Origin of the sequence: Priestia sp. YIM B13489 (assembly GCF_042787645.1) — a bacterium.
Lineage (GTDB): Bacteria > Bacillota > Bacilli > Bacillales > Bacillaceae_H > Priestia > Priestia megaterium.
The window spans coordinates 59,500-81,302 of record NZ_JBHZOQ010000036.1; the positions used below are offsets into that span (position 1 = coordinate 59,500).

At 40.1% G+C, this 21,803-nt stretch carries 25 protein-coding genes and 2 riboswitches; of the genes, 18 read left to right on the forward strand and 7 right to left on the reverse strand.

Going from position 1 to position 21,803, the window contains the following annotated elements; genetic code table 11:
• The first annotated feature begins 7 nt into the window (after positions 1-7).
• The 3 genes from ACFX4W_RS02150 to ACFX4W_RS02160 all read left to right on the forward strand — a co-directional run bounded on the left by ACFX4W_RS02150 (position 8) and on the right by ACFX4W_RS02160 (position 2,690).
• Positions 8-1,375, forward strand: coding sequence for a nucleoside recognition domain-containing protein (locus ACFX4W_RS02150; protein WP_043981624.1), 1,368 nt, complete (start codon positions 8-10; stop codon positions 1,373-1,375).
• 180 nt (positions 1,376-1,555) lie between these two features.
• Positions 1,556-2,239: a hypothetical protein gene (locus ACFX4W_RS02155; RefSeq protein WP_043981080.1), complete on the forward strand. Its 684-nt coding sequence runs from the start codon at positions 1,556-1,558 to the stop codon at positions 2,237-2,239.
• Positions 2,240-2,312: 73 nt separating this feature from the next.
• Positions 2,313-2,690 (forward strand): hypothetical protein, encoded by a 378-nt coding sequence (locus ACFX4W_RS02160; protein WP_028409531.1) that lies wholly within the window; start codon positions 2,313-2,315, stop codon positions 2,688-2,690.
• A 45-nt stretch (positions 2,691-2,735) separates the two neighbouring features.
• Here the strand turns inward: ACFX4W_RS02160 and ACFX4W_RS02165 are convergent, their stop codons facing one another.
• Positions 2,736-3,116 (reverse strand): FixH family protein, encoded by a 381-nt coding sequence (locus ACFX4W_RS02165; protein WP_377559220.1) that lies wholly within the window; start codon positions 3,114-3,116, stop codon positions 2,736-2,738.
• Positions 3,117-3,346: 230 nt separating this feature from the next.
• Here ACFX4W_RS02165 and ACFX4W_RS02170 point away from each other — a divergent pair, with 230 nt between their 5' ends.
• The gene (locus ACFX4W_RS02170) at positions 3,347-4,330 is read left to right on the forward strand and encodes an HD domain-containing protein (protein WP_322552320.1); all 984 of its coding nucleotides are present in this window, start codon (positions 3,347-3,349) and stop codon (positions 4,328-4,330) included.
• Positions 4,331-4,420: 90 nt separating this feature from the next.
• Here ACFX4W_RS02170 and ACFX4W_RS02175 read toward each other — a convergent pair whose 3' ends face one another.
• Positions 4,421-5,527, reverse strand: a complete 1,107-nt coding sequence (locus tag ACFX4W_RS02175) for a GntR family transcriptional regulator (protein WP_043981086.1) — start codon at positions 5,525-5,527, stop codon at positions 4,421-4,423.
• Positions 5,528-5,851: 324 nt separating this feature from the next.
• Between ACFX4W_RS02175 and ACFX4W_RS02180 the strand changes: the two genes are divergently transcribed.
• The 14 genes from ACFX4W_RS02180 (at position 5,852) to ACFX4W_RS02245 (ending at position 19,166) form a co-directional block, all read left to right on the forward strand.
• Complete coding sequence (locus ACFX4W_RS02180; protein ID WP_043981088.1) at positions 5,852-7,483, forward strand: xylulokinase; 1,632 nt, start codon at positions 5,852-5,854, stop codon at positions 7,481-7,483.
• Positions 7,477-8,175 carry an L-ribulose-5-phosphate 4-epimerase gene (locus tag ACFX4W_RS02185; RefSeq protein ID WP_165574846.1) on the forward strand — a complete coding sequence of 233 codons (699 nt, stop codon included), beginning with the start codon at positions 7,477-7,479 and terminating at the stop codon, positions 8,173-8,175. The genes ACFX4W_RS02180 and ACFX4W_RS02185 overlap by 7 nt, the downstream gene beginning before the upstream one ends.
• 29 nt (positions 8,176-8,204) lie before the next feature.
• Positions 8,205-9,629 carry an L-arabinose isomerase gene (gene araA, locus ACFX4W_RS02190; protein WP_230183242.1) on the forward strand — a complete coding sequence of 475 codons (1,425 nt, stop codon included), beginning with the start codon at positions 8,205-8,207 and terminating at the stop codon, positions 9,627-9,629.
• Positions 9,630-9,776: 147 nt separating this feature from the next.
• Positions 9,777-11,156 carry a sugar porter family MFS transporter gene (locus ACFX4W_RS02195; RefSeq protein ID WP_043981093.1) on the forward strand — a complete coding sequence of 460 codons (1,380 nt, stop codon included), beginning with the start codon at positions 9,777-9,779 and terminating at the stop codon, positions 11,154-11,156.
• Between the two features lie 144 nt (positions 11,157-11,300).
• On the forward strand, positions 11,301-11,489 hold the full coding sequence (locus ACFX4W_RS02200; RefSeq protein WP_377559221.1) for a hypothetical protein: 189 nt from the start codon (positions 11,301-11,303) through the stop codon (positions 11,487-11,489).
• A 242-nt stretch (positions 11,490-11,731) separates the two neighbouring features.
• Complete coding sequence (locus tag ACFX4W_RS02205) at positions 11,732-12,607, forward strand: metallophosphoesterase family protein (RefSeq protein WP_234943547.1); 876 nt, start codon at positions 11,732-11,734, stop codon at positions 12,605-12,607.
• Positions 12,608-13,136: 529 nt separating this feature from the next.
• A complete protein-coding gene (locus tag ACFX4W_RS02210; RefSeq protein ID WP_013058233.1) occupies positions 13,137-13,388 on the forward strand; it encodes a hypothetical protein in 252 nt (83 codons plus the stop codon).
• A gap of 80 nt (positions 13,389-13,468) precedes the next feature.
• Positions 13,469-13,579, forward strand: a riboswitch (SAM riboswitch).
• A gap of 79 nt (positions 13,580-13,658) precedes the next feature.
• Positions 13,659-13,847: riboswitch (cobalamin riboswitch) on the forward strand.
• Between the two features lie 149 nt (positions 13,848-13,996).
• Complete coding sequence (metE, locus tag ACFX4W_RS02215; protein ID WP_377559222.1) at positions 13,997-16,291, forward strand: 5-methyltetrahydropteroyltriglutamate--homocysteine S-methyltransferase; 2,295 nt, start codon at positions 13,997-13,999, stop codon at positions 16,289-16,291.
• 142 nt (positions 16,292-16,433) lie between these two features.
• A complete protein-coding gene (locus ACFX4W_RS02220) occupies positions 16,434-17,051 on the forward strand; it encodes an acetate uptake transporter (protein WP_043981097.1) in 618 nt (205 codons plus the stop codon).
• Between the two features lie 143 nt (positions 17,052-17,194).
• On the forward strand, positions 17,195-17,695 hold the full coding sequence (locus ACFX4W_RS02225; RefSeq protein ID WP_043981100.1) for a GNAT family N-acetyltransferase: 501 nt from the start codon (positions 17,195-17,197) through the stop codon (positions 17,693-17,695).
• 176 nt (positions 17,696-17,871) lie between these two features.
• Positions 17,872-18,006: a hypothetical protein gene (locus ACFX4W_RS02230; protein WP_259468782.1), complete on the forward strand. Its 135-nt coding sequence runs from the start codon at positions 17,872-17,874 to the stop codon at positions 18,004-18,006.
• Positions 18,007-18,193: 187 nt separating this feature from the next.
• Positions 18,194-18,394: a helix-turn-helix transcriptional regulator gene (locus ACFX4W_RS02235; protein ID WP_034276269.1), complete on the forward strand. Its 201-nt coding sequence runs from the start codon at positions 18,194-18,196 to the stop codon at positions 18,392-18,394.
• A 162-nt stretch (positions 18,395-18,556) separates the two neighbouring features.
• On the forward strand, positions 18,557-18,721 hold the full coding sequence (locus ACFX4W_RS02240; protein ID WP_280560050.1) for a hypothetical protein: 165 nt from the start codon (positions 18,557-18,559) through the stop codon (positions 18,719-18,721).
• Between the two features lie 31 nt (positions 18,722-18,752).
• Positions 18,753-19,166: a DUF5301 domain-containing protein gene (locus tag ACFX4W_RS02245; RefSeq protein ID WP_043981102.1), complete on the forward strand. Its 414-nt coding sequence runs from the start codon at positions 18,753-18,755 to the stop codon at positions 19,164-19,166.
• Positions 19,167-19,252: 86 nt separating this feature from the next.
• Here the strand turns inward: ACFX4W_RS02245 and ACFX4W_RS02250 are convergent, their stop codons facing one another.
• The 5 genes from ACFX4W_RS02250 to ACFX4W_RS02270 form a co-directional block, all read right to left on the reverse strand.
• A complete protein-coding gene (locus ACFX4W_RS02250; protein ID WP_013058226.1) occupies positions 19,253-19,393 on the reverse strand; it encodes a hypothetical protein in 141 nt (46 codons plus the stop codon).
• A gap of 166 nt (positions 19,394-19,559) precedes the next feature.
• Positions 19,560-20,192 (reverse strand): LysE family translocator, encoded by a 633-nt coding sequence (locus tag ACFX4W_RS02255; RefSeq protein WP_176521205.1) that lies wholly within the window; start codon positions 20,190-20,192, stop codon positions 19,560-19,562.
• Between the two features lie 194 nt (positions 20,193-20,386).
• Entirely contained in the window at positions 20,387-20,827 is a 441-nt protein-coding gene (locus tag ACFX4W_RS02260; RefSeq protein ID WP_280560049.1) for a DUF5391 family protein, read from the reverse strand.
• A gap of 77 nt (positions 20,828-20,904) precedes the next feature.
• The gene (locus ACFX4W_RS02265; RefSeq protein WP_043981104.1) at positions 20,905-21,102 is read right to left on the reverse strand and encodes a hypothetical protein; all 198 of its coding nucleotides are present in this window, start codon (positions 21,100-21,102) and stop codon (positions 20,905-20,907) included.
• 153 nt (positions 21,103-21,255) lie between these two features.
• Positions 21,256-21,744 carry a DUF2500 domain-containing protein gene (locus ACFX4W_RS02270; protein ID WP_016765014.1) on the reverse strand — a complete coding sequence of 163 codons (489 nt, stop codon included), beginning with the start codon at positions 21,742-21,744 and terminating at the stop codon, positions 21,256-21,258.
• Between the last annotated feature and the right edge of the window lie 59 nt (positions 21,745-21,803).

The following is a 21,803-nucleotide window of genomic DNA, read 5'->3' on the forward strand; positions in this document are numbered from 1 at the left end:
ATTAGCCATGGAACAATTAACGCGCTATGCGCAGCAGGCAAAAGAAAAAGATCATCGTTCCAATATGGTCGCAAGCATTTACAAGTCGTCACAGCAAATATGTAAAAAATCAGTTGTGTACGAAGACCGCTCAAAGCTTCAGCGCACAGAAAAGTTAGATAAAGTCTTCACTTCACCAATTTGGGGATTTCCGATTATGCTCGGTATTTTATCGGTAATTTTTTATATCACCATAGCCGGCGCAAACGTTCCTTCTGGATTAATCGCACAAGGTTTTGGCTGGGCGGAAGGATATTTAACAGCTTTCTTTCAAGCGATGCATGCACCGGAATGGCTGCACGGAATTCTTGTATTAGGGCTGTTTCGCGGTACGGGATGGGTCATTAGCGTCATGTTGCCTCCGATGGCCATCTTTTTCCCGGTGTTTGCGCTTTTAGAAAACTACGGCTACTTGCCTCGCGTCGCGTTTAATATGGATCGTCTGTTCAAACGAGCAGGCGCACACGGCAAGCAGTCACTGACGATGGCGATGGGATTTGGATGTAACGCTGCAGCAATTATGTCAACGCGTATTATTGAATCGCCGCGTGAACGTATGATGGCGATTTTAACAAATAACTTTGTTCCGTGTAACGGCAGATGGCCTACGCTGATTTTGTTAGCTTCTTTATTTATGGCAACAGGCTTTACAGGGAGTGCTAAAACATTCGTAACGGCGCTTGTGGTAGTCGGAACGGTGTTATTCGGAATTGTGGTGACGCTGTTCGTATCGTGGGCACTTTCTAAAACGGCGCTGCGCGGAGTACCAACACACTATACGCTGGAGCTTCCGCCTTACCGCAAGCCGAAATTTGTTGATACGATTGTGCGCGCGACGCTGGATAAATCACTGTTTGTGTTAAAACGCGCGATTATTGTTGCAGCACCCGCGGCGGTGTTAACGTGGGTATTGGCTAATATCTATATCGGTGACACAAGTATTTTGATGCACTTCGTTCAGTTTCTTGATCCGTTCGCTAAGTCGCTGGGGCTAGACGGGTATATATTAGCTGCTTTTATCATTGGCTTGCCGGCTAATGAAATTGTTGTACCGGTTCTACTGATGGCGTATTTATCAACGGGCTCATTAATTGAAATTGAAGATGCGACTCGACTTAAGCAAATTTTCCTTGATCACCACTGGACGTGGCTAACCGCTCTTAATATGATGTTGTTTTCGCTCCTTCATTTTCCGTGCGGAACGACGCTTGTGAATATTTATAAAGAAACCAAAAATGTCAAGTGGACGTTTCTTGCTTTTGCAATACCAACAGTGATTGCGATTGGCGTTACGTTTACGGTTGCTCAAGTGGTAAAAGCGTTTAACCTTATTTAAATATGATATAAAAGTTCAGGGTTTTAAAAAGAGCCCTGTATTTTTTATGAGTTGTTAATTAACTAGATTTTCAGTTTTATAATGTAAGATTAATTGATATTTTTTAGGATAAATGGTAATTTGTATGATGTGTATTTGTTTTATGATACGCACACATGTAACTTCTGGGGGAGAACAACTATGGCGAAAAACAAGGCAGCAGAAACCATCTGCTGGCTGGCAATCCTTGCTCTCCTTATTCTCAGTATCGTAAATGTCGTTTATAAAGGTACAAAACAAACGCTTCTATTTACAAGAGATGAGCTGAAGTCTGGAGAAGTAAGCAAAAGCTGGGAATCATTTCAAAAAGAACAGCAGCTGTCACAGAACAATGCAAGAATAGAAGATTTTCGTTTAACGCTCGATAGGAATCAAAATATATCTTCTATGCGGTTTACAGTAATAGATCCTTCTGATCATAACTCCTATACAATGCTAGATTACAGCTCTTGTTTTTTATGCGAAGACAAAGGAGAGGATCGGTTGACGGTTACAAGTGACAAAGTTGATCGAAAGCCTGCTCAATATGACCGATTAATGACCGCAGATGAGTTTTTTTCGAAGGTAGAGGTTCTTAATAATCAGCATTTCTTTACAACTAGTCGCTATGCGTACACGCACCTTTATTCTTCCGGTGAGTACGAGAATACGAGTTATGACGGCCCTTACTTTATTTTAGAGGGAACGGAGTTAAAACAACTACAAACCTCTCATGCTTCGGACAAAGATTATCGTAATTACGGCAGCATACAAGTGATTGGCAGCAACAGTTCGGGAAGCTATCAGACAAGCGAGGGTACGACCAAAAGCGTCATCATCAGGTAAAAAGAAGCTGCAGTTTACACTAAGAGAGATTAGTAGAAAAAAGCGCGGATAACGTGCTAAAAGGAGGCTGACAGTGGGGATATTTTCTAATAAAATAGATTCAAAAAAAGCTAATAAGTATCAAACAAGGCTATACTCTTGTTTCACCATTCTCATCGTAGTGAATGTGATTAACAGCTGGTTTCTCGATTGGCTTTGGCTTTATATCACCACAAGTAGCGTTCTTGTTATACTAGTGATATTCCTGCTCAAAACACCTAAACGTGATTTAGATGAAGAGTGGAAGCAGCTAGAAATAGAGAAAGACGAGGCTTTTGAAAACAGAGTCAATTTGATGATGATGAATGGCCGAAGTGATGTGCAGGCTATTAAATACATACGAAAAGAAAAAAATCTTGGTCTGCTTCATGCGAAGCAGTATCTTGACCGTATTAAAGAATCAAAGAAATAATAAAAGCGATCTTTGACAAGCAGAGGTCGCTTTTTGATAGGGTATTTACTTTTTCTCGCCAACCGTCACTTTTTTCGTAAACATCTTCATGTCGCCTTTTATCGTCACATGAGCAGTAACCGTATATTCGCCGTCGTCTTTGAACGTATAGTCGATGCTGTATGCGCCGTTACCTTCGTGTTTTGCATCGATCATTTCCTGGTTAATATAGCCTTCTTTTTCAACTTGAATCTGTACGGCGTCTGCATTTTCGATTTTTTTATCTCCTTGTGTAACGAGCACGTTAATAGATGTTTTTTCGTTTGCTTTAATAGTTTGCGGCACTTCAATTGTTCCTTTTACTTCCTGTGACTGTTGCTCATTTCCTTTTGAACAGCCGACCACGGCAATGACTAAAACGAGCAGCAGCATGCTAAGCTTTTTCATGAATATCTCCTTTTTTATCTTATATCCTATTATTAAATACATTTCTCCATAAAACTTTATCACTGAAGTCACAAAAAAAAATCATCCCAATGAGTGATTTTTATGAGTGTGACGGCAAGAAACTCGAACATTTTGTCACAAAAAATAGTTTACGATCGCAACACAACTTTACAGCATTCTGTCTTGAGCTTAGGATTAAACATAATAAGCTAGGAAAAGGAGAGAGAAATATGCTCATACTTTATGATGAGCTGTACGGCAAATTTGAAGCAGACGGCGTTCTTTTGGAACTCATTCAAAGTGATCCCGTACAGCGTTTAAAAGGAATTTACCAAGGCGGAGCGAGCCGGTTTGTAAATGAAGACTGGAATACTACTCGATATGATCATTCCGTTGGTGCGATGATGCTTGTAAATAGACTCGGAGGCTCTTTGGAAGAGCAAATAGCGGCTTTATTACATGATGTTTCACATACGGCATTTTCTCATGTGATTGACTATGTTTTGGAACAAAAAGAAGAAAATTATCATGAAACGATTTACGAACAAATTGTGACCGGGTCATCTATTCCTTCTATTTTAAAAAACGCCGGTTTAAACTGGCGAGATATCTTGCTTGATGAAAGCCAGTGGACGCTGCTCGAACAGAACGCTCCACACTTATGCGCTGACCGCGTGGATTATACGCTGCGGGATTTGTACGTATGCGGGGAGATTACTTTACAAGAAGTGCATGCTTTTTTGGATCAGCTTGTCGTATTTAATGGACAAATGGCATGCAGTAATTTAGCAGCGGCAGATTGGTTTGTGGATGCTTACTACAAAGAAGTGATTGGCTTTTTTATGAATCCGCTTAATATGTTTGGAAATCATCAGCTGACGGAAATTATCAAGCTCGCTTTGCAAAAAGATATTTTATCTATCGAAGATTTTTTAAAGCAGGATGACGATGTGGTTCGGCTGCTGAAAAATGCTGGAGATAGCAGCATTGAAGGGATGTTATCTGCTCTTTTTAACAGCAAAGTACAAAAAGGAACAGCGTCTTGTCATGACGTTCACCAAACGACAAAAATGCGCTGGGTTGATCCCCTTGTTATTGGCTCAGATGGGGCAAATTCTGCATCTCAGTTATCACTTACTGCTAAAAGACTAATAGAACAAGCAAAACAAAAGATCGAAAAAGGAGTATATCTCAACATTCAGGCTCCGTTATAAAGGGAATCAGTACATAAAGAAAGGGATGCATAATAATGTGCATCCCTTTCTCTCATAAGAAGTTTTATAGACCTCTAAGGAAGCCTTCTTTTAACGAACTTCATCACGCTTCGCATTTAACTCTTTAATCGTTTCACCTTCAATTAATACAGGCTGATAGTAAGTTTCGTTTGGCAAATCTTTTTTGCCCTGCAGCTTTTTAATAATCCAGTCCGCCGCGTCGTGTCCCATTTGTTCCTGCGGATGGGTTAACGTTGTTAAATTAATCGTCGCATTTTTAGCGATGTATGAATTGTCTTGACCAATAATTGACAACTTGTCCGGAATGGAAATCCCAAGCTGTCTGCATACATTTACAACTTCTAATCCGACTTCATCGTTATAGCAGACAAGAGCGGTCATTTCGTTTTGATTTTCAGTAAGAAATTCTTTTAAATTAGCATACAAATCAAGTTTTGTTTCGGTGTTGAAAGACAAAATATGCTCAGGCTGAAAGCGGAGCTTTGCTTCACCGAGCGCTTTTATGTAGCCTTTCATTCGGTACTTTCCTTGCAGGTCATCCATTTTTGCGATAAGCCCAATTTGCGTATGTCCTTTTAAAATTAATTCATTTGTGGCAAGGTAGCTTGACTGAACGTCGTCTAGACAAAAAAACGGAACGTCCAATTCTTCGTAGTAGGCGTTAATCATCGTAAACGGAACGTCTTGTTCTTTAAATGATAAATAATACGAGATGTTTGGATTGTACAAATTGCTTTTTGTAGGCTCAACAATTAGACCGTCTACTCCGTAGGAAAGCATCATTTCCAACGCTTTTTTTTCTTGTTCTACATCGTTATTCGTGCTCGCCAGCAGCAGCGAATAATTATCTTTATTTAACCTGCTTTCAATTCCGCGAATAATAGAAGGGAAAATATAGTCGGAAATATACGTGGTAATTACACCGATTGTTTTGTTGGCAGAAGCCCCGCTAGATTTGGATTGATACTGATTGCTCACATAGGTGCCAGATCCTTTTTCGCTTCTTAAAAATCCTTCATTCGACAGCTCTAAAATGGCTTTTCGAACCGTATGTCTGCTGACACCATACGTTTCTTGCATGACCGATTCAGTCGGGATTTGTTCGCCAATGCTGTAATCGCCTGAAAGAATTTTGCTTTTTATATCCTCAATAATCACCTGATATTTTGGCTTCATGTTTTCACTTCTTTCGTAGTTGTATACATTCAACTTTTTTATGTGTAAAATTTGTATGGACATATTTTATCATGAACGTGAATAAATGAAAAGATTTCCTTGATTTTTAATCGAAGGGGAAATGATTTAAGGGTTGAATACCGATTTTTTAAAAGTTTAAGAAGGAAAGAGTAGGATGTTTTAAGTATTTGTGTGCATATATAATTTTTATATTGACAAATGTACGTACAAATAAATATACTTAGGTTGTTAACAAATTCAAACAGCGTTACATAAAACGGAAAGCGCTTCCTTACTGCTATAGGTTCAGAAAGGAGATTAAACGTGAAAACAACTCAAGAAAGCATAAAACAAGCAATTGCTAAAGGGAAAACGTCCCTTGGAATTGAACTTGGATCTACTCGTATTAAAGCGGTGCTGATTGATGAAAACTTTGAAACGATCGCATCAGGCAGTTATGAATGGGAAAATCTCTTAGAAAACGGTTTTTGGACGTACAACTTACTCGATATTATTACAGGTCTGCAAAGTGCTTACCGTGAAATGAAGCAAGAGGTAGAACGAAGCTACGGGATCACCATTCGAACAGTTGGCTCCATCGGCGTTTCAGCTATGATGCACGGATATATGGCGTTTGATAAAACGGGTGAGCTGCTTGTTCCGTTTCGAACGTGGCGTAATGCAACAACAAGCGCAGCAGCAAAAGAATTAACTGAACATTTCCAATTTAATATTCCTGAACGATGGAGCATTGCGCATCTGTATCAGGCAATCATCAATCAAGAAAAACATCTGCCGCGCATTGATTACATGACAACGCTAGCTGGCTATATTCACTGGCTGCTGACAGGCAGTAAGGCGCTGGGCATTGGAGACGCTTCAGGGATGTTTCCAATTGATGAACGCACGCAAAATTACAGTGAAGATATGATGAAGCAGTTTGATGAGCTTATTTCTTACAAAGGATATCCGTGGCAACTATCAGATATTCTGCCTGCAGTTCATACTTCAGGCGAGCAAGCAGGCACATTAACAGCCATTGGGGCTAGCATTTTAGATCAATCAAAAAATTTGCAGCCGGGCATTCCGTTTTGTCCTCCAGAAGGAGATGCGGGAACGGGAATGGTGGCGACAAACAGCGTAAGAAAACGCACGGGAAATGTTTCAGTAGGAACGTCCGTTTTTGCGATGATTGTACTAGATAAAAAGCTTTCAAACGTTTATCCGGAAATTGATTTGGTTACCACGCCAAACGGCAGTCCAGTTGGAATGGTTCATGCGAATAACTGCTCAAGCGACTTAAACGCCTGGCTCGGATTGTTTCGTGAATTTTCGGAGGCGATGGGGCAAAAAGTAGAGTCGGATAAATTATTCGAAGTGATGTTAAATAAAGCGCTAGAAGCTGATCCTGATGGAGGGGGCTTGCTTAGCTACGGCTATTTCTCAGGTGAAAATATTACCGGAGTAGAAAGTGGACGTCCGCTATTTGTCCGTTCAGCAAAAAGCAATTTTAATCTAGCAAACTTTATGCGTACACATCTTTTTACAGCTTTTGGCGCTTTAAAAATAGGAATGGATCTTTTAGTCAAAGAAGAAAACGTAAAGATTCACAGTATTTTAGCGCACGGAGGATTATTTAAAACGCCGGTAGTCGGTCAGAAAATGATGGCAGCGGCAATCAACACGCCTGTTTCCGTCATGGACACAGCAGGAGAAGGCGGCGCGTGGGGAATGGCTATTCTTTCTTCTTATATGCTCAATAAAAGTGAGAATGAAAGTTTAGAAGATTTCTTGGATGATAGAGTCTTTAAAGAAGTGACCGCACAAGAAATTTATCCTGACGAACTCGACGTAAAAGGGTTTGAAGCATTTATTAAAAGATATAAAAAAGGGCTAGTGATTGAAAAAGCAGCTGCAGAGCATCACAGCGAAGAACGGGAGGAGTTAGTGTGCTAGATAAATTAAAAGAAGAAGTATTTCAAGCAAACGTCGATTTGCCAAAACACGGACTGGTCAAGTACACGTGGGGAAATGTAAGTGCCATTGATCGAAACAGCGGTTTGTTTGTTATTAAACCAAGCGGCGTTACGTATGAAAAAATGACGGCTAAAGACATGGTAGTCGTTGATTTAGAAGGTCGCGTGGTAGAAGGTGAGCTTAATCCGTCATCTGATACGCTGACACATGCCGTACTCTATAAACATTACCCGCAAATTGGCGGTATTGCTCATACGCATTCAACGTGGGCGACCATTTGGGCTCAAGCAGGACTTGATGTACAGGCAATGGGAACGACTCATGCCGATACCTTTTATGGTTCCGTACCGTGCGCGCGCTTTTTGACAGAAAAAGAAGTGAATGACGGATATGAAGTGGAAACGGGCAAGGTGATTATCGAAACATTTGAAGAGCGCGGCTTAGATGTACTAGCGGTTCCTGGTATTTTACTTCAAGGGCACGGGCCGTTTACGTGGGGAAAAGATGCCAAAACGGCGGTAATGAACAGCGTCGTATTAGACGAAGTATCCAAAATGAACTTCTTTACACAAAAATTAAACGGGCTGGCTGAAGAGCTGCCGCAGCGTATATTAGACAAACATTATTTACGAAAACACGGACAAAATGCGTATTACGGGCAAGGACAGTAAAAGACTTACATACAGAAAAGGGGATTATCATGTTAAAAACAGCTCAAAAAGAATTTTGGTTTATTGTTGGTTCACAGCATCTTTACGGAAAAGAAGCGCTAGCAGAAGTAAAAGCACACGCGCAAACGATGACTGATGCTTTAAATGAAAGCGGTGTCTTGCCTTATCCGATTGTTCTGCAAGATTTAGCTGTGAATGCTGACACGATTACAAAGATGATGAAAGAAGTGAATTACCGAGATGAAGTTGCCGGCGTAATTACGTGGATGCATACGTTCTCGCCTGCAAAAATGTGGATTCGCGGTACCAAACTACTGCAAAAACCGCTGCTTCATTTAGCAACACAATTTAACGAAAGCATTCCTTGGGAAACGATTGATATGGACTTTATGAACTTGAATCAATCCGCTCACGGTGATCGTGAATACGGCTTTATCAACGCTCGTTTGAACAAGCAAAATAAAATCGTAGTGGGCTACTGGGAGCGCCCCGAAGTACAGCAGCAAATTGCACAGTGGATGGACGTAGCCGCTGCTTATAACGAAAGCTTCAACATTAAAGTTGCGCGTTTCGGTGACAATATGCGCAACGTCGGCGTAACGGAAGGAGACAAAATTGAAGCGCAAATTCAATTTGGCTGGACGGTTGACTACTTCGGAATCGGTGACCTTGTTCAATATGTCAATGCCGTTACGGAAGAAGAAATCAATGATTTATTTGCTGAATATGCAGACGCGTATGAATTTGTCTACGGTGATTATTCTGCAGAAGACTGGGAGTCTAGCGTAAAAGTACAGGCAAGCTATGAAATTGCGATTAAACGTTTTCTAGATGAAGGCGGCTACAGCGCCTTTACCACTAACTTTGAAGATCTATACGGTATGAAACAGCTTCCAGGTCTAGCCGTACAGCGCTTGATGGCACAGGGCTACGGCTTTGCTGGTGAAGGAGACTGGAAAACAGCAGCGCTTGACCGCTTGCTTAAAGTAATGAGCCATAATCAGTCAACGGGCTTTATGGAAGACTACACGTATGAATTAGCACCCGGACGTGAGTCAGTGCTTCAATCACACATGCTTGAAGTGGACCCGACGCTAGCAGTAAACAAGCCAAAACTAATCGTTTCTCCCTTGGGTATCGGTAACCGCGAAGATCCGGCCCGCTTAGTGTTTGACGGTAAACAAGGAGAAGGCGTAGTGGTTTCCATGGCCGACTTCGGCACGCATTACAAGCTGTTAATTAACGAAGTATCGGCGTTTGAGCCGGAAGTTCCAGCTCCACATCTTCCCGTGGCGCGCGTGCTTTGGAACATTAAGCCGAACTTCCAAGACGGCGTTAAAGCGTGGATTGAAAACGGAGGAGGCCATCATACGGTTCTTTCATTAAATTTAACGACGGATCAAATCGTGAGCTATGCAAAGCTTGTGGATCTAGAGTACGTCATTATTAAGTAAGCATCACTACTTTCGAGGGAGCGCTGCTTCCTTGAAAGTGAAAATATAGTGTTAGTAAAAGAACGCCGTTTTTAGAAATAAATGAAAGCGTTTTAAATTTGTGTGATAGGAAGCAAAACTAAGACAATACAAAGGGGATCTATAATCATGAGTAAAGTATCAAGTAAGTTTATCTTCTTCTTCGGCTCATTTGCCGGTATTTTATTCGGTTATGATATTGGGATTATTGCTGGTGCAGAAGGTCATATCCGTGAAGCGTTTCATTTGAGTCCGCTCTGGCTGGGGATTGTGGTTTCGTCGCTAATGGGAGGAGCAATTATCGGTTCCATTTTAAGCGGATTATTAGGCGATAAGTTTGGAAGAAGAAAGTTAATTTTAATTTCGTCGATCATCTTTCTTTTAGGATCCATCGGTTCCGCGATTGCACCAGAGGAAATTACGTTAACGATTGCGCGCGTCTTTTTAGGTACAGCAGTAGGAACGGCTTCTTCTTTAGTTCCTGCCTATATGTCAGAAATCGCACCCGCTCATATTCGCGGGAAGCTTTCAGGTTTAAATCAGCTAATGATTGTAATTGGATTATTATTAAGCTATATCGTAGCCTTTATTTTTGAGCCGGTTCCAAACAGCTGGCGATTAATGCTTGGCAGCGCCGGTATTTTTGCAATTGTATTATGCATCGGTATGATCAAGCTTCCAGAGTCGCCGCGCTACTTAATTAAAAATGGAATGCCAGATAAAGCGCGTGAAGTGCTGCGTACGCTTCGCCGCTCAACAGCTGAAGTAGAAGCTGAAGTGTCTGAAATTGAAAGCGTAGCTGTGCATGAACAATCAGGCATTAAGCAGCTGTTTCAGAAAAAGTTTCGTCTAGCTTTAATTATCGGCGTCGGAATGGCAACTTTTCAGCAGATTCAAGGCTCAAACTCAATTGTTTATTATGCAACAAGCATTGCTCGTCAAGTTGGTTTAGCCCCGCAGGTAGCTGCTGGTTTTACGGTTATTGTTGGGGTAATCTTTGTCGTGACAACACTTATTTTTCTGCAGTTTGTCGATAGATTCAACCGCCGTACCATTCTTACGATTGGCGGCGCGGGTATGGCTCTTTCATTTTTTACACCGGCTATTCTAGGAGCGTTAGGCGTTAATGAAGTCGTTGTTAACTGGGTTACGTTAATTGCTCTTTGCTGCTTTATCCTTTGCTATGCGTTTTCTTGGGCGCCGCTTACGTGGATTATTGTAGGAGAAATTTTCCCGCTTTCTGTACGCGGCATCGGTGCTGGGATTTCATCTGCTTTTAACTGGACGGGATCGCTGGCAGTAGGGCTTGTGTTCCCTATCTTAGCTGATCAGTTTAGTTTGGGCGTTATCTTTTCAACGTTCGGGATCATTTGTATTCTCGGTTTATTCTTCATACGCTTTGTAGTTGTTGAAACAAAAGGACGTAGCCTAGAGCAAATTGAAACGGACATGGCAGCTCGTTCTGGAAGAAATTCTGTAAGTCCAGTTGAGCGTAATAAATATGTTTAATTGTCGTAAATGTTTTAAATGTAAGATGCTGAGATAAAAGTATTTTAGCTGAAGTGAAAAACGAACCACTAATCAAACACTTTGATTAGTGGTTCGTTTTTTTATGGTGAACGCAGGTTTCAGCTGTTTCGTTTCTTCTAGCAGTTGATTCGAGAGCAAGGCGAAGACTCCTGCGGGACAAGCGGAACAGATGAGACCCCGCAGGCGCACAAGCGACGAGGAGGCTCATCGGCCGCCCGCGGAAAGCGAAGCCTTGCACGGAAATCAACTGCGGGGGAACAAGCGGTTCAGCTCATGTCGGCCTTTGTTTGTCCCCAGCCTCTTTCTTATTAGTAGATACAGAGAGTTCATCTTTTACCCTGTCCTATTAGTGCCTAATAAAATGGAAAGATAGGTTAGCTTATCATAATGTAGACTTTAATAGATATTCATAACTAGCAATTTCTAAAACGAAAGCTAAATGTGCGTTCTGCTTACAAGAAGGTAGTGACCATCATCAACAAATTCTCATATAAATAAGTAAGCTTGTTTACTTTTAACTAAATTTATTTATTAATAGGGGGATTAACTAGTTGATGAATTTGACGCTTCATGAACGTTCTGAAAAGTTATTAAAGCAAAGAATTAAACAATTAAATCCGAGAGATCCATTTAACTTTGTTTTTATGGGAGACAGCAGAGGTGACGGACCAAACGATAATTGTTTCACGATGAGCGGTGAATTTGAGCTTGTGTTAAAAAAGGCGGTGGAATTGAACCCGCTGTTTATTATTCATGGGGGAGACACCGTCTATACAGGGAAAAAAGAGTATTTGGAGCACTTTGTTAAGGTTGTTGAAAAAATCGCCCCGAACATTCCTATGTTTGTATGCGTAGGGAATCATGATGAACTGTACCTTGATGAAAGCAATCTCGAAAACTTCAGAGCCACTATCGGAAAAGTACACTGGGTCATTGATATTCCTGTCTTCAACTTCCGGTGCATCGCATTAAATAATGTCATCAGTCCCAAGAATAAAATATATGGATTTACAGATAGAGAGCTGAATTATTTAGAGCAGCAGCTAGAGGATGCTCCTCGTAATACCGTTGTAGCTATGCATGCGCAGCCAAATATTGGCCGGTGGTCAAATCTTGAAGGGTTTCCTGTAACGACTCCTCAAAGTCAAGAATTTTTTGATTTAATTCAAGAACACCGCGTGAAAAAAGTGTTAGTCAGCCACGTGCATGCGTATGACGAGCAGTTTATTAGAAAAAACAGAAACGGGTCGTTTACGCTTGGAAGAGGCACTGATTTTGTATTGTCAGGAGGCGCCGGCGCTCCCCTTGATTTTGAGCCGCCTTTAATTTTAAATAATTATAATTTTACGGAATTTTTTGTAAGCAGGTACGACATTTTAGGTCCTCTTCTTTGGAAGGATTTTGGACGACCTCGAAGAAATTGTTTGTAAAAACAAGAAAGTAGAAAGCTAGGTTCAAAAAAAGAGGCTGGAACAAAAGGGTTTTAGACGAAGTGAAACGAATCATCGATCAAGATGTGTGATTAGTGGTTCGTTTTTTTGTTAAGGCAAACGTAGGTTTCATGTGTATAGGTCTTTCTAGCAGGTGATTGGAGGACAAGACGAAGACTCCTGCGGGAAGCGAAGTCTTGTACGGAAATCAACTGCGGTGTCACAAGCGATTCAGCTCATGTATTCCATTTGCCTTTAGAGTGGATTCATTTGGTGATGTCTCAACCTCTTTTGGAAAAATGTGCATAACTCTTAACGAAACCTTGTAGCAGAAGGCTCAGTCAAACGTTATAATAGATAATGAATGATGATATATTCTCTATATTTGTCATATATTTGTATTACATATGTAATTAAAGAAAAACATTCACTTGATATACTGTTTAATGACTTAACTTTATCTTAAAATTTACAGTGAAATGCCTGTTTATAGAGGCTTAGAACATACACAGCAAATGGAGGAGCAATCATGGCAAACGAAAAGATGCAAGAAGGACTTGATCGTTTTATCAAGGAAGATTTAAATGACCTTTTAGGTAGACTGTTCCCCTTAATGGACCGGGAGTGTGCCGAAGAAAAAAGAAAGCTTATCGAAACAGCGGTAGAGTACATTTATTCGTCAGGATATCACCAAGGGGCAAAAGATTTAATCGAAACGCACCGAAAAGATGATTACAAATTGTTAAGGCAAAAGTTAGCGTCAGCGCCTCCTAAAAACTAATTTTTTTGAAATTTCTTTTGACAGCATAAATGTAAGGTGTTAAGATGACTCTACATTCAAAATATTATAAACAATTAAAACTCTTATTGAGAGAGGCGGAGGGACTGGCCCTGTGAAGCCCGGCAACCATTTAACATTCTTGTTGAAAAGGTGCTACATCCTGCAAAGCGTACAGCTTTGAAAAATAAGAGAGGATTTCATAGATACTATGCCTCTCTATTCGTGATAGAGAGGCTTTTTATTTTATGTGAATATGTTTTGAATGAACAATTTTATAAAAATGCATCAGGTGCTGTGTAACGAATGTACGCAGCTTAAAAGGGAAGACCGGTGAAAAGCCGGCGCGGTCCCGCCACTGTAATGGGGAGCAACTTATTAACCACTGTTTCATGTTGAAATGGGAAGGGATAGGAAGCGATGAACCTAAGTCAGGAGACCTGCCTGTTGTATGCACTTAAGCTCTACGGGATATAGAGAGGAGTGAGGAATACGTGTTGAGAAAAACAGGCTATCTCAACTTTAGTTAAGTATGCGTATCATCTCTCTTTTCATTTCGAAAAGAGAGATTTTTTAGTTTACCGATAAAAAATATACAGGGAGTGGAAAAAATGAGCAGTGTAAAAAGTTCAAACTTAGGTTATCCAAGAATTGGTGAAAAACGAGAATGGAAAAAAGCGCTTGAGCAGTTTTGGGCAGGAAAACTAGAGAAAGATATCTTTTTGCAGGAAATTGAGTCTCTTCGTCTAGGGCATTTAAAAAAACAGCGTGACGCAGGAATTGAATTGATTCCAGTCGGCGATTTTAGCTTATACGATCACGTGTTAGATACAGCCGCTATGTTTGGTCTAGTGCCAAAGCGCTTTGATTATGACGGGGGACCGGTATCGCTTGAAACGTATTTTGACATCGCGCGAGGAACAAAAGGTGCGGTAGCTTCTACGATGACAAAATGGTTTAACACAAATTATCACTATATCGTACCAGAGCTTGAGGAATGTACGCCGGCACTTGTAGAAAATCGCCCGCTTCAATTTTACAAAGAAGCAAAACAGAAGCTGAATATTGAAGGCAAGCCCGTTATTTTAGGTCCAGTAACATTTGTGAAGCTGTCAAAAGGATATAAAAAAAGTGAGTTTAAAGAAGTAGTTGAACAATTTGTTCCGCTTTATGCAACTATCTTAGCGGAGCTGCAAGCAGAAGGAGTAGAGTGGGTACAAATAGATGAGCCGGTTTTAGCTACAACGCTATCAAAAGAAGACCTGGCGCTTTACAAAGAAGTCTATCAAGCTTTGAAGGAAGCAGCACCGAATGTAAAAGTCATTTTACAAACGTATTTTGACAGCGTTGATTACTATAAAGAAGTCGTGTCTCTTCCTGTTGAAGGAATTGGTTTAGACTTTGTGCATGACCGAGGCGAAAATCTCACTGCCCTTAATAAATATGGTTTTCCAACTGATAAAGTGCTGGCAGCAGGAGTGATTGACGGACGAAACATTTGGCGTGAAAATTTGGACGAGCAGCTTTTAACGATCAGTGAAATTGAAGAAGCCGTATCAAAAGACCGTTTGATTCTTCAGCCTTCATCAAGTCTGCTACATGTTCCTGTCACGGTGAAAAATGAAGAGACGATTGATCCAGTATTGAAAAATGCGCTCTCTTTTGCAGATGAAAAGCTAAAGGAAATTACGCTGTTAACAAAAGCGGTGCAGCAAGGAAAAGAAGCAATAGAAGAAGAAATAAGCGTAAGCAAGCAGGCAATTCAAGCATTAAATGGATCATCTTTTCGAAATTGTCAAGATGTGCAAAAAGAGCTGAAGCAGCTGCACAGCTATAAAGCAGAGCGACAAGCGCCGTTTGACGTACGTCAGCGCGTTCAGCAAGAAGCGTTTCAACTGCCGCTTCTTCCAACGACCACGATTGGAAGCTTTCCGCAAACAAAAGAAGTGCGAAAAGAGCGTCTAAAATGGCGTAAAGGCGAGTTAAGCGATGAAGCATATGAAGCGTACATTAACGAGGAAATAAAAAAATGGATTGAAATTCAAGAAAACATCGGCTTAGATGTCCTTGTGCACGGAGAGTTTGAGCGTACGGATATGGTCGAATACTTCGGTGAGAAATTAGGAGGCTTTCAGTTTACGAAGTTTGGCTGGGTGCAATCTTACGGTTCTCGCTGCGTGAAGCCGCCGCTTATTTACGGAGATGTATCGTATGAGCAGGCGATGACGATCAAAGAAACGGTCTACGCACAGTCTCTAACAAATAAGCCGCTTAAAGGAATGCTGACGGGTCCGATTACGATTTTAAACTGGTCGTTTGTGCGTGATGATATCCCGCGCTACGACGTCGCAAATCAAATTGCGCTTGCTCTTAGAAAAGAAGTAGAAGCACTTGAAAGTCAGGGCATTTCAATGATTCAAGTAGATGAACCGGCGCTGCGTGAAGGACTGCCGTTAAAACGAGAAAACTGGGACAGCTACTTAAATGCTGCGGTGTATGCGTTCAAGCTAGCGACGGTATCGGTGCAAAACGAGACGCAAATTCACACGCATATGTGCTATTCAGAATTCGAAGAGATTATTGATGCGATTAAAGCGCTGGATGCCGACGTGATTTCCATTGAAACGTCTAAAAGCCACGGTGAATTAATTTATGCGTTTGAAAAACATACGTACAATCAAGGAATTGGACTTGGCGTATATGATATTCACAGCCCGCGCGTACCGAAGCTTGAAGAGCTTCAGCGAAACATTGACCGCGCTCTAAAGGTGCTTGATCCTGCATTATTTTGGATTAATCCCGACTGCGGCCTTAAAACAAGAGGAATCAGCGAGACGGTTGAAGCTTTAAAAGTGATGGTTGAGTCTGCAAAACAAACCAGAAAAAATTTATTACAAAACGTTTAATAATAAGAAAGTAAAGGCCAAGCAGTGTAACCGCTACACTGCTTGGTCTTATGGGATTTTAAAAGGCCAAAAATATCCATTGACACTTCCCGTACATTTTTGTATCTTTTTAAAGGTGTTTTTAAAATCAGGGAGGTACAACATGAGTAACAACAGCACGCAGCACGTTAAAATTGTAACAGCGGATCCATCAGCGCTAGGTCTATTCGGACTTGCCATGGTGACACTTGTTGCATCGTTTCAAAAGCTTGGGGTAACCGATGGTGTTTCATTGGTATTGCCATGGGCGGTTTTTTTAGGCGGAATAGGACAGTTAATCGCGTCTATGCAAGATTTCAAACATAATAATACCTTCGGCGCAACTGCTTTTGGTGCCTTCGGGTTATTTTGGCTAGGTGTAGCTATGACATGGCTTATTCAGCTTGGAGCATTTGGAGAAGCGCTCGCAAAAGAAGCGGATCCAAAGCAGCTCGCATTTGCTTTTGTCGGCTACTTGATTTTCAGCGTTTTTATGACAGTTGGAGCAATGGGCACTCATAAAGTATTATTTATTATTTTTGTGTTAATTGATTTCTTATTCATTGGATTATCGCTAAGTACATTTGGTGTGGCATATGAATACACGCACTTACTAGCAGCAGTGTCAGAGCTATTGATTGCTCTGTTTTCATTCTATGGATCTGCAGCGGCTGTATTAAATACTCACTATGGTCGAATTGTGCTTCCGGTGGGCAAGCCGTTTGGAGCATTTATCAAATAATCAAGATGTTAATTAAAAAGCGAAGTAGGGTTGAATTCTGTATGATGCAGAGGTCAATCCTTTTTTGTTTGGGCATTTTTATATATAGTAGAAAGAGATAGTTATATGTAATAGAAGCTTTTAGAGAAAAAAGAAAATACATAATGAAAGGAAACGTTCCAATGATTATAAGACAAGTGGAGGAAAAAGATTTAAACCAATTAATTACGTTAGAAAACAAAGGCTTTACACCTGCAGAAGCTGCCTCAAAAGATGCATTTATCACGCGGATCAACACTATTCCTGATACGTTTATTATCGCTCAAGAAAATGAAGAAATAATCGGATATGTGAACGGTCCCGTCATTTCAGCTCCGTTTATTACGGATGATTTGTTTGAAAAAACGATTTCGAACCCTGAGGCAGGCGGTCATCAAAGCATTTTAGGTATCGTTGTAAATCCCAATCATCATCACAAAGGAATTGCCAGTATGCTGCTAAGAGAGTTTGAAAAGCAAGCGCAGGACAAACAGCGCTTAACGGTTACTTTAACATGTAAAGAAGAATTGATTCCGTTTTACGAAAAAAACGGATATGTGAATCAAGGAGTAGCGGAGTCTCAGCATGCAGGCGTGCAGTGGTTTAATATGAGCAAGGAGCTTTAACAAACAATGAAATAGAAAAGCACAAGCTTCCTTTAAGGAGTTTGTGCTTTTTTATATTAATTTCTGTGTAGTTATTGTAAATATGTAAAAGTAAAGGTGGTATTTACATGAATAAGTACGGCTTTTTTTATTGAGAGGGTGCACAGGTGTTTAATCTATTTCGTTGCTTCTAGCGGTTGATTGGAGGGCAAGGCGAAGACTCCTGCGGGAAAAGCGGCACAGGTGAGACCCCGCAGGAGCGAAAGCGACGAGGAGGCTCAGCGGCCGCCCGCGGAAAGCGAGACCTTGCACGGAAATCAACAGCGGTGTAACAAGCGATTTATACTCAATCATTTCTCTCATTTTTTCGTCTTTAGATTGGATCAATCTCGTTATGTTTCAATCTCTTTTTTAGGTAGGTAAGAGACATTGATTTGTCAAACATATTTGACAGTAACAAGAAAAATAATATAAGATATGGATGTAAAAAGTTTTTTACATTTTAGAGATGAGTGATGAATGGTGGAAAATCGAATTAAAGAACTGCGTAAAAGCAAGCGAATGTCTCAGGATGAACTGGCAAAAGTATGCGGCGTATCGAGACAAACGATTAATGCAATTGAAAACAATAAGTATGATCCAAGCTTAACGCTAGCTTTTCAGCTGGCTGAGGAGCTGGGAGCAACAGTAGATGAGCTGTTTTTATTTCATAAATCATGATGAGTTAGTTAAACAGAGAAGGTAATGTGAAGTAGTGATGTTACTAGTAGAAGTTTTGACATTTCTGTACTATAAGTTAAAAGCACATAAGTAAACAGTAGATCAATATTACTTCTATCACTTTATAAAAAAGAGATTTACAGAGCAACGGTGGTGAAAGGAATGAAAAATCGAGCTGCCGGAGTAGCTCTTACAAGTACGGGCATGTTACTGTTGATGGTAACGTTAGTATTTCCTGTTCCGGGAGTAACGTATAGTTTACTTGTAGGAAGCAGCATTGTACTAAAGGGCTGCGGAACAGGAGGAATAAAAAGGTGTATCACGTGAATGCAGGGTGATGTAGAAAAGGAGGTTCCTTTTGAAAAAAAGAACAATTATTATAGCTGCACTTTTATTTATCGTCGTATTTTATTTTACATATACCGGGAAAGCCTATCAGTTAAAAGACGTCATAAAAGTAGACGAAGCAAACGTTACGCGTATTGAAATAGATACGGACGAAGGAAAACGTGTAGTAGATGATAAAAAAGAGATAAAGCAAATCGTACATTCTTTGGCAAAAATAGAAGTAAAAAAAAGCAAGGAGCTCGACCCAAAGTTTGACCAAGCTTACTGGGTAAAAATCGTCGAAAACGGAAAAGATGCGTACGGTTTAACGATTTATGATGATGACTACATAAAAGCGTTTAGCTTTGAAGATAAAAAACAGGCGACATATACGATTGTTAAAGACCAAAAAGTAGATGTTAAAAAGCTGTTTTCAACTAAATAAACGTGTAAACCTACTAAAAAAGACAGCCTGAGCTGTCTTTTTTTATAAAAATAATAGATTGAAAATTTAGATTATTTTAAGCGGAATTAATCCTTGCCTATATAATTAATAAATGATTGAATTAGGTCAATATCCGGGTTAACTAATAGTGCTGGAAGAAGGCCAAATGTTAATAATACAAGAACGTTTGATCCAATAAAGATGCGAAGTGCTTTTTTGATTTTCATGATATTTCCTCCCTTTTTTATATTTTCGTATAAAAAGAGAAAAAAATCAATAGAAATGTGACGAAATTGTGAACTTTTTGTCTAATAGTCCCTGATAGATGATAAAAATTCCCTCTCTATACTAGATAAAGAGGGGATATAGCACGTCATAAAATATGTAGAAACATTAAAAATACATGTGCAAATTCTCAACAAATCGGTAGAGGAAATAGCATGAAAAACCAATTAAGATACATCCTGCGGCAATAGAAACCCATTTAATATAAAACTGATTCAGTACTTTTCTAGTTCCAGAGACAATCGTCATTAAGCCTAGGTCATGAATTAAAATCCCTGTTAATATTCCGGCAGCAATCAGCAGGAAATGAAAAGAATGAGAGGATTGAAGTGAATTGGTCAGCACCGTTCCAAACACGCTGAGCCAAAAAATGAGATTGCTAGGAGAAATCGCAACAAAGATCCCGTTCACATAAGAAGAGGCAAACGACTTTTTTACGTGTTCTCCAGGAGCTGTTATATCATGGTCGGCATGTTTAATGCTGTCATAGCCAATATAAAGTAAAAAAAGCGCTCCTATAAGCCACATGATAAGCTGTATAAAAGGAGCCGATAAAACAGAAGCCAGTCCAGAGTAAAGAAGCACAATTAATAATAAATCAACCGTCATCCCTCCGAGTCCGACAACCCATCCGTGAAGAAACCCGTTTTTTAAACCTTGTTTTGTCATTTCAATTGTCACCGTACCAACGGGAAGGGCAATCGAAAGACCGAGCAGCACATTTGTTAAAAATAACGTCACCAAAAACAAAACCTCTTTCAATCTTGTATCTACTATCGTTTTCCGTTTAAGTGGTCTTTCATTATATAAAAATATGTAATGAAATTTGATGTTATGTATAAAAAACAGTAAGCACAAAGGCTGCTTCGGTATATTGACACTTTTTTCTTACCGAGCTATAAAAAGAGGAGCAGTAACTGCTCCTCTTCACCATTTTAAACGCTTTCCTGCACGGTGGCCGACGGTCTTTTAAACGCAGCAACAAACCACACAATATTCGTAATCAGCAAGCCTAAACAAGAAATCATTATTCCTATAATTGAAGCTAAGTTTCCTGAGAAATCTTCTAATCCGAATAAAAACAGAGCCGGCATCAGTAATAGAGTACTAGCAGCGATTAAAAGGCCGATGCTGCAAAAAGCGGCCATGATAAATTTTAAGAAATGCATTCCCAACATATAAAAAGCTAACGGCAACAAATATAAAAACAGAATCATGCCAAGAGATAACCACAGCCCTGTTGAGCCGAACGTATTAACGTTGGGACCTGAATTTGCTAGAGGAGAAAGCGAACAAAGAACTAAAATGAAGCAGAAAAATAGGGCAGAAAGCAAAGTGGTGACTATCACACTATTTTTTGCTGTAGAATTACGCATTGTTTTTTAGCCTCCTTTCTAATAAATAAGTGTATGGATTAATTTTACAATACAAAAGTTTGGGAATCACCAGTTTTTTACAAAAACCTTTGGTAGGTTGGATAATAATGAAGAGAAGCCGGGTTAAGATAATACACGTGTACATATTTTTTGTGTGGACCTGGATAGTGGGTTTCATGCCAGTATTGCGCCAGTATTGTTTGAATAGGATGCGAATGAGGAGCTTCTCCGTAATGTCCGTAGTAGAGGCCGCTTCCTGAATAAGGAGAATACATAAAATCACCTGCCTGTTTAAATGAATGTGTTACACGGTATGTTTTTATATGGATTAACGTTCTTCTACAGTGTAAAAAGGGCACAAATAAGTCATTAGCTATATGAATGCTCCATTACAGTAAAAAAGACCTCTAAAAGCAAGAGGTCATAACCTAGGCATCTGTATGTTCTTCACTTGGATGTCTTTGAAAATCCAAAAAACGAGTTCCTTGAAACGTCAGCATTCCTTCATCGCCTTCTGCTAGCATGCCGTATTCGCGGCCTGAAACCGTAAATTCAGAGCGGTCGGTGCTTTCAAATTGGAAGGTTACGTAGTAAGTTGTAGACGTGTGAGAGTGATGATGTTCGTGAGCATGACCGCCATGGCGGTGGACGTTTGTGCGTTTGCCCGTAATTTTTGCTTTTACGGATAGACGGGGAGACTGCTCATTTTTACTCCAAGTGCCGATCCCTTTAAAAATAGAAAATAGAAAAATACCAATAACAATAACAAAAAATAGCATCACAAACGTAGGCATTCCGTTAAATAACGCGTCGTCTGGAAAAAAAGCGCCTCCGCTTACGTCATCGGGCACATCACCTTCAAAAACAATGTCATCTCCGGACGGATCATCTTCAAATATCATTTCATCTTCAAACATTCGTATTCCCCCTTACTATAAATACGATTACTGAATGGAAAAAGTTTCATCTTTATAGT

What these genes read in the sequence shown, in the direction of transcription:
- ACFX4W_RS02150 (WP_043981624.1), top strand. Translation starts at nt 8, where the DNA reads ATGGAACAATTAACGCGCTATGCGCAGCAGGCAAAAGAAAAAGATCAT.
- ACFX4W_RS02155 (WP_043981080.1), top strand. Translation starts at nt 1,556, where the DNA reads ATGGCGAAAAACAAGGCAGCAGAAACCATCTGCTGGCTGGCAATCCTT.
- ACFX4W_RS02165 (WP_377559220.1), bottom strand. Translation starts at nt 3,116, where the DNA reads ATGAAAAAGCTTAGCATGCTGCTGCTCGTTTTAGTCATTGCCGTGGTC.
- ACFX4W_RS02170 (WP_322552320.1), top strand. Translation starts at nt 3,347, where the DNA reads ATGCTCATACTTTATGATGAGCTGTACGGCAAATTTGAAGCAGACGGC.
- ACFX4W_RS02175 (WP_043981086.1), bottom strand. Translation starts at nt 5,527, where the DNA reads ATGAAGCCAAAATATCAGGTGATTATTGAGGATATAAAAAGCAAAATT.
- araA (WP_230183242.1), top strand. Translation starts at nt 8,205, where the DNA reads ATGTTAAAAACAGCTCAAAAAGAATTTTGGTTTATTGTTGGTTCACAG.
- ACFX4W_RS02195 (WP_043981093.1), top strand. Translation starts at nt 9,777, where the DNA reads ATGAGTAAAGTATCAAGTAAGTTTATCTTCTTCTTCGGCTCATTTGCC.
- ACFX4W_RS02205 (WP_234943547.1), top strand. Translation starts at nt 11,732, where the DNA reads ATGAATTTGACGCTTCATGAACGTTCTGAAAAGTTATTAAAGCAAAGA.
- ACFX4W_RS02210 (WP_013058233.1), top strand. Translation starts at nt 13,137, where the DNA reads ATGGCAAACGAAAAGATGCAAGAAGGACTTGATCGTTTTATCAAGGAA.
- metE (WP_377559222.1), top strand. Translation starts at nt 13,997, where the DNA reads ATGAGCAGTGTAAAAAGTTCAAACTTAGGTTATCCAAGAATTGGTGAA.
- ACFX4W_RS02220 (WP_043981097.1), top strand. Translation starts at nt 16,434, where the DNA reads ATGAGTAACAACAGCACGCAGCACGTTAAAATTGTAACAGCGGATCCA.
- ACFX4W_RS02225 (WP_043981100.1), top strand. Translation starts at nt 17,195, where the DNA reads ATGAAAGGAAACGTTCCAATGATTATAAGACAAGTGGAGGAAAAAGAT.
- ACFX4W_RS02235 (WP_034276269.1), top strand. Translation starts at nt 18,194, where the DNA reads ATGGTGGAAAATCGAATTAAAGAACTGCGTAAAAGCAAGCGAATGTCT.
- ACFX4W_RS02240 (WP_280560050.1), top strand. Translation starts at nt 18,557, where the DNA reads ATGAAAAATCGAGCTGCCGGAGTAGCTCTTACAAGTACGGGCATGTTA.
- ACFX4W_RS02250 (WP_013058226.1), bottom strand. Translation starts at nt 19,393, where the DNA reads ATGAAAATCAAAAAAGCACTTCGCATCTTTATTGGATCAAACGTTCTT.
- ACFX4W_RS02260 (WP_280560049.1), bottom strand. Translation starts at nt 20,827, where the DNA reads ATGCGTAATTCTACAGCAAAAAATAGTGTGATAGTCACCACTTTGCTT.
- ACFX4W_RS02265 (WP_043981104.1), bottom strand. Translation starts at nt 21,102, where the DNA reads ATGTATTCTCCTTATTCAGGAAGCGGCCTCTACTACGGACATTACGGA.
- ACFX4W_RS02270 (WP_016765014.1), bottom strand. Translation starts at nt 21,744, where the DNA reads ATGTTTGAAGATGAAATGATATTTGAAGATGATCCGTCCGGAGATGAC.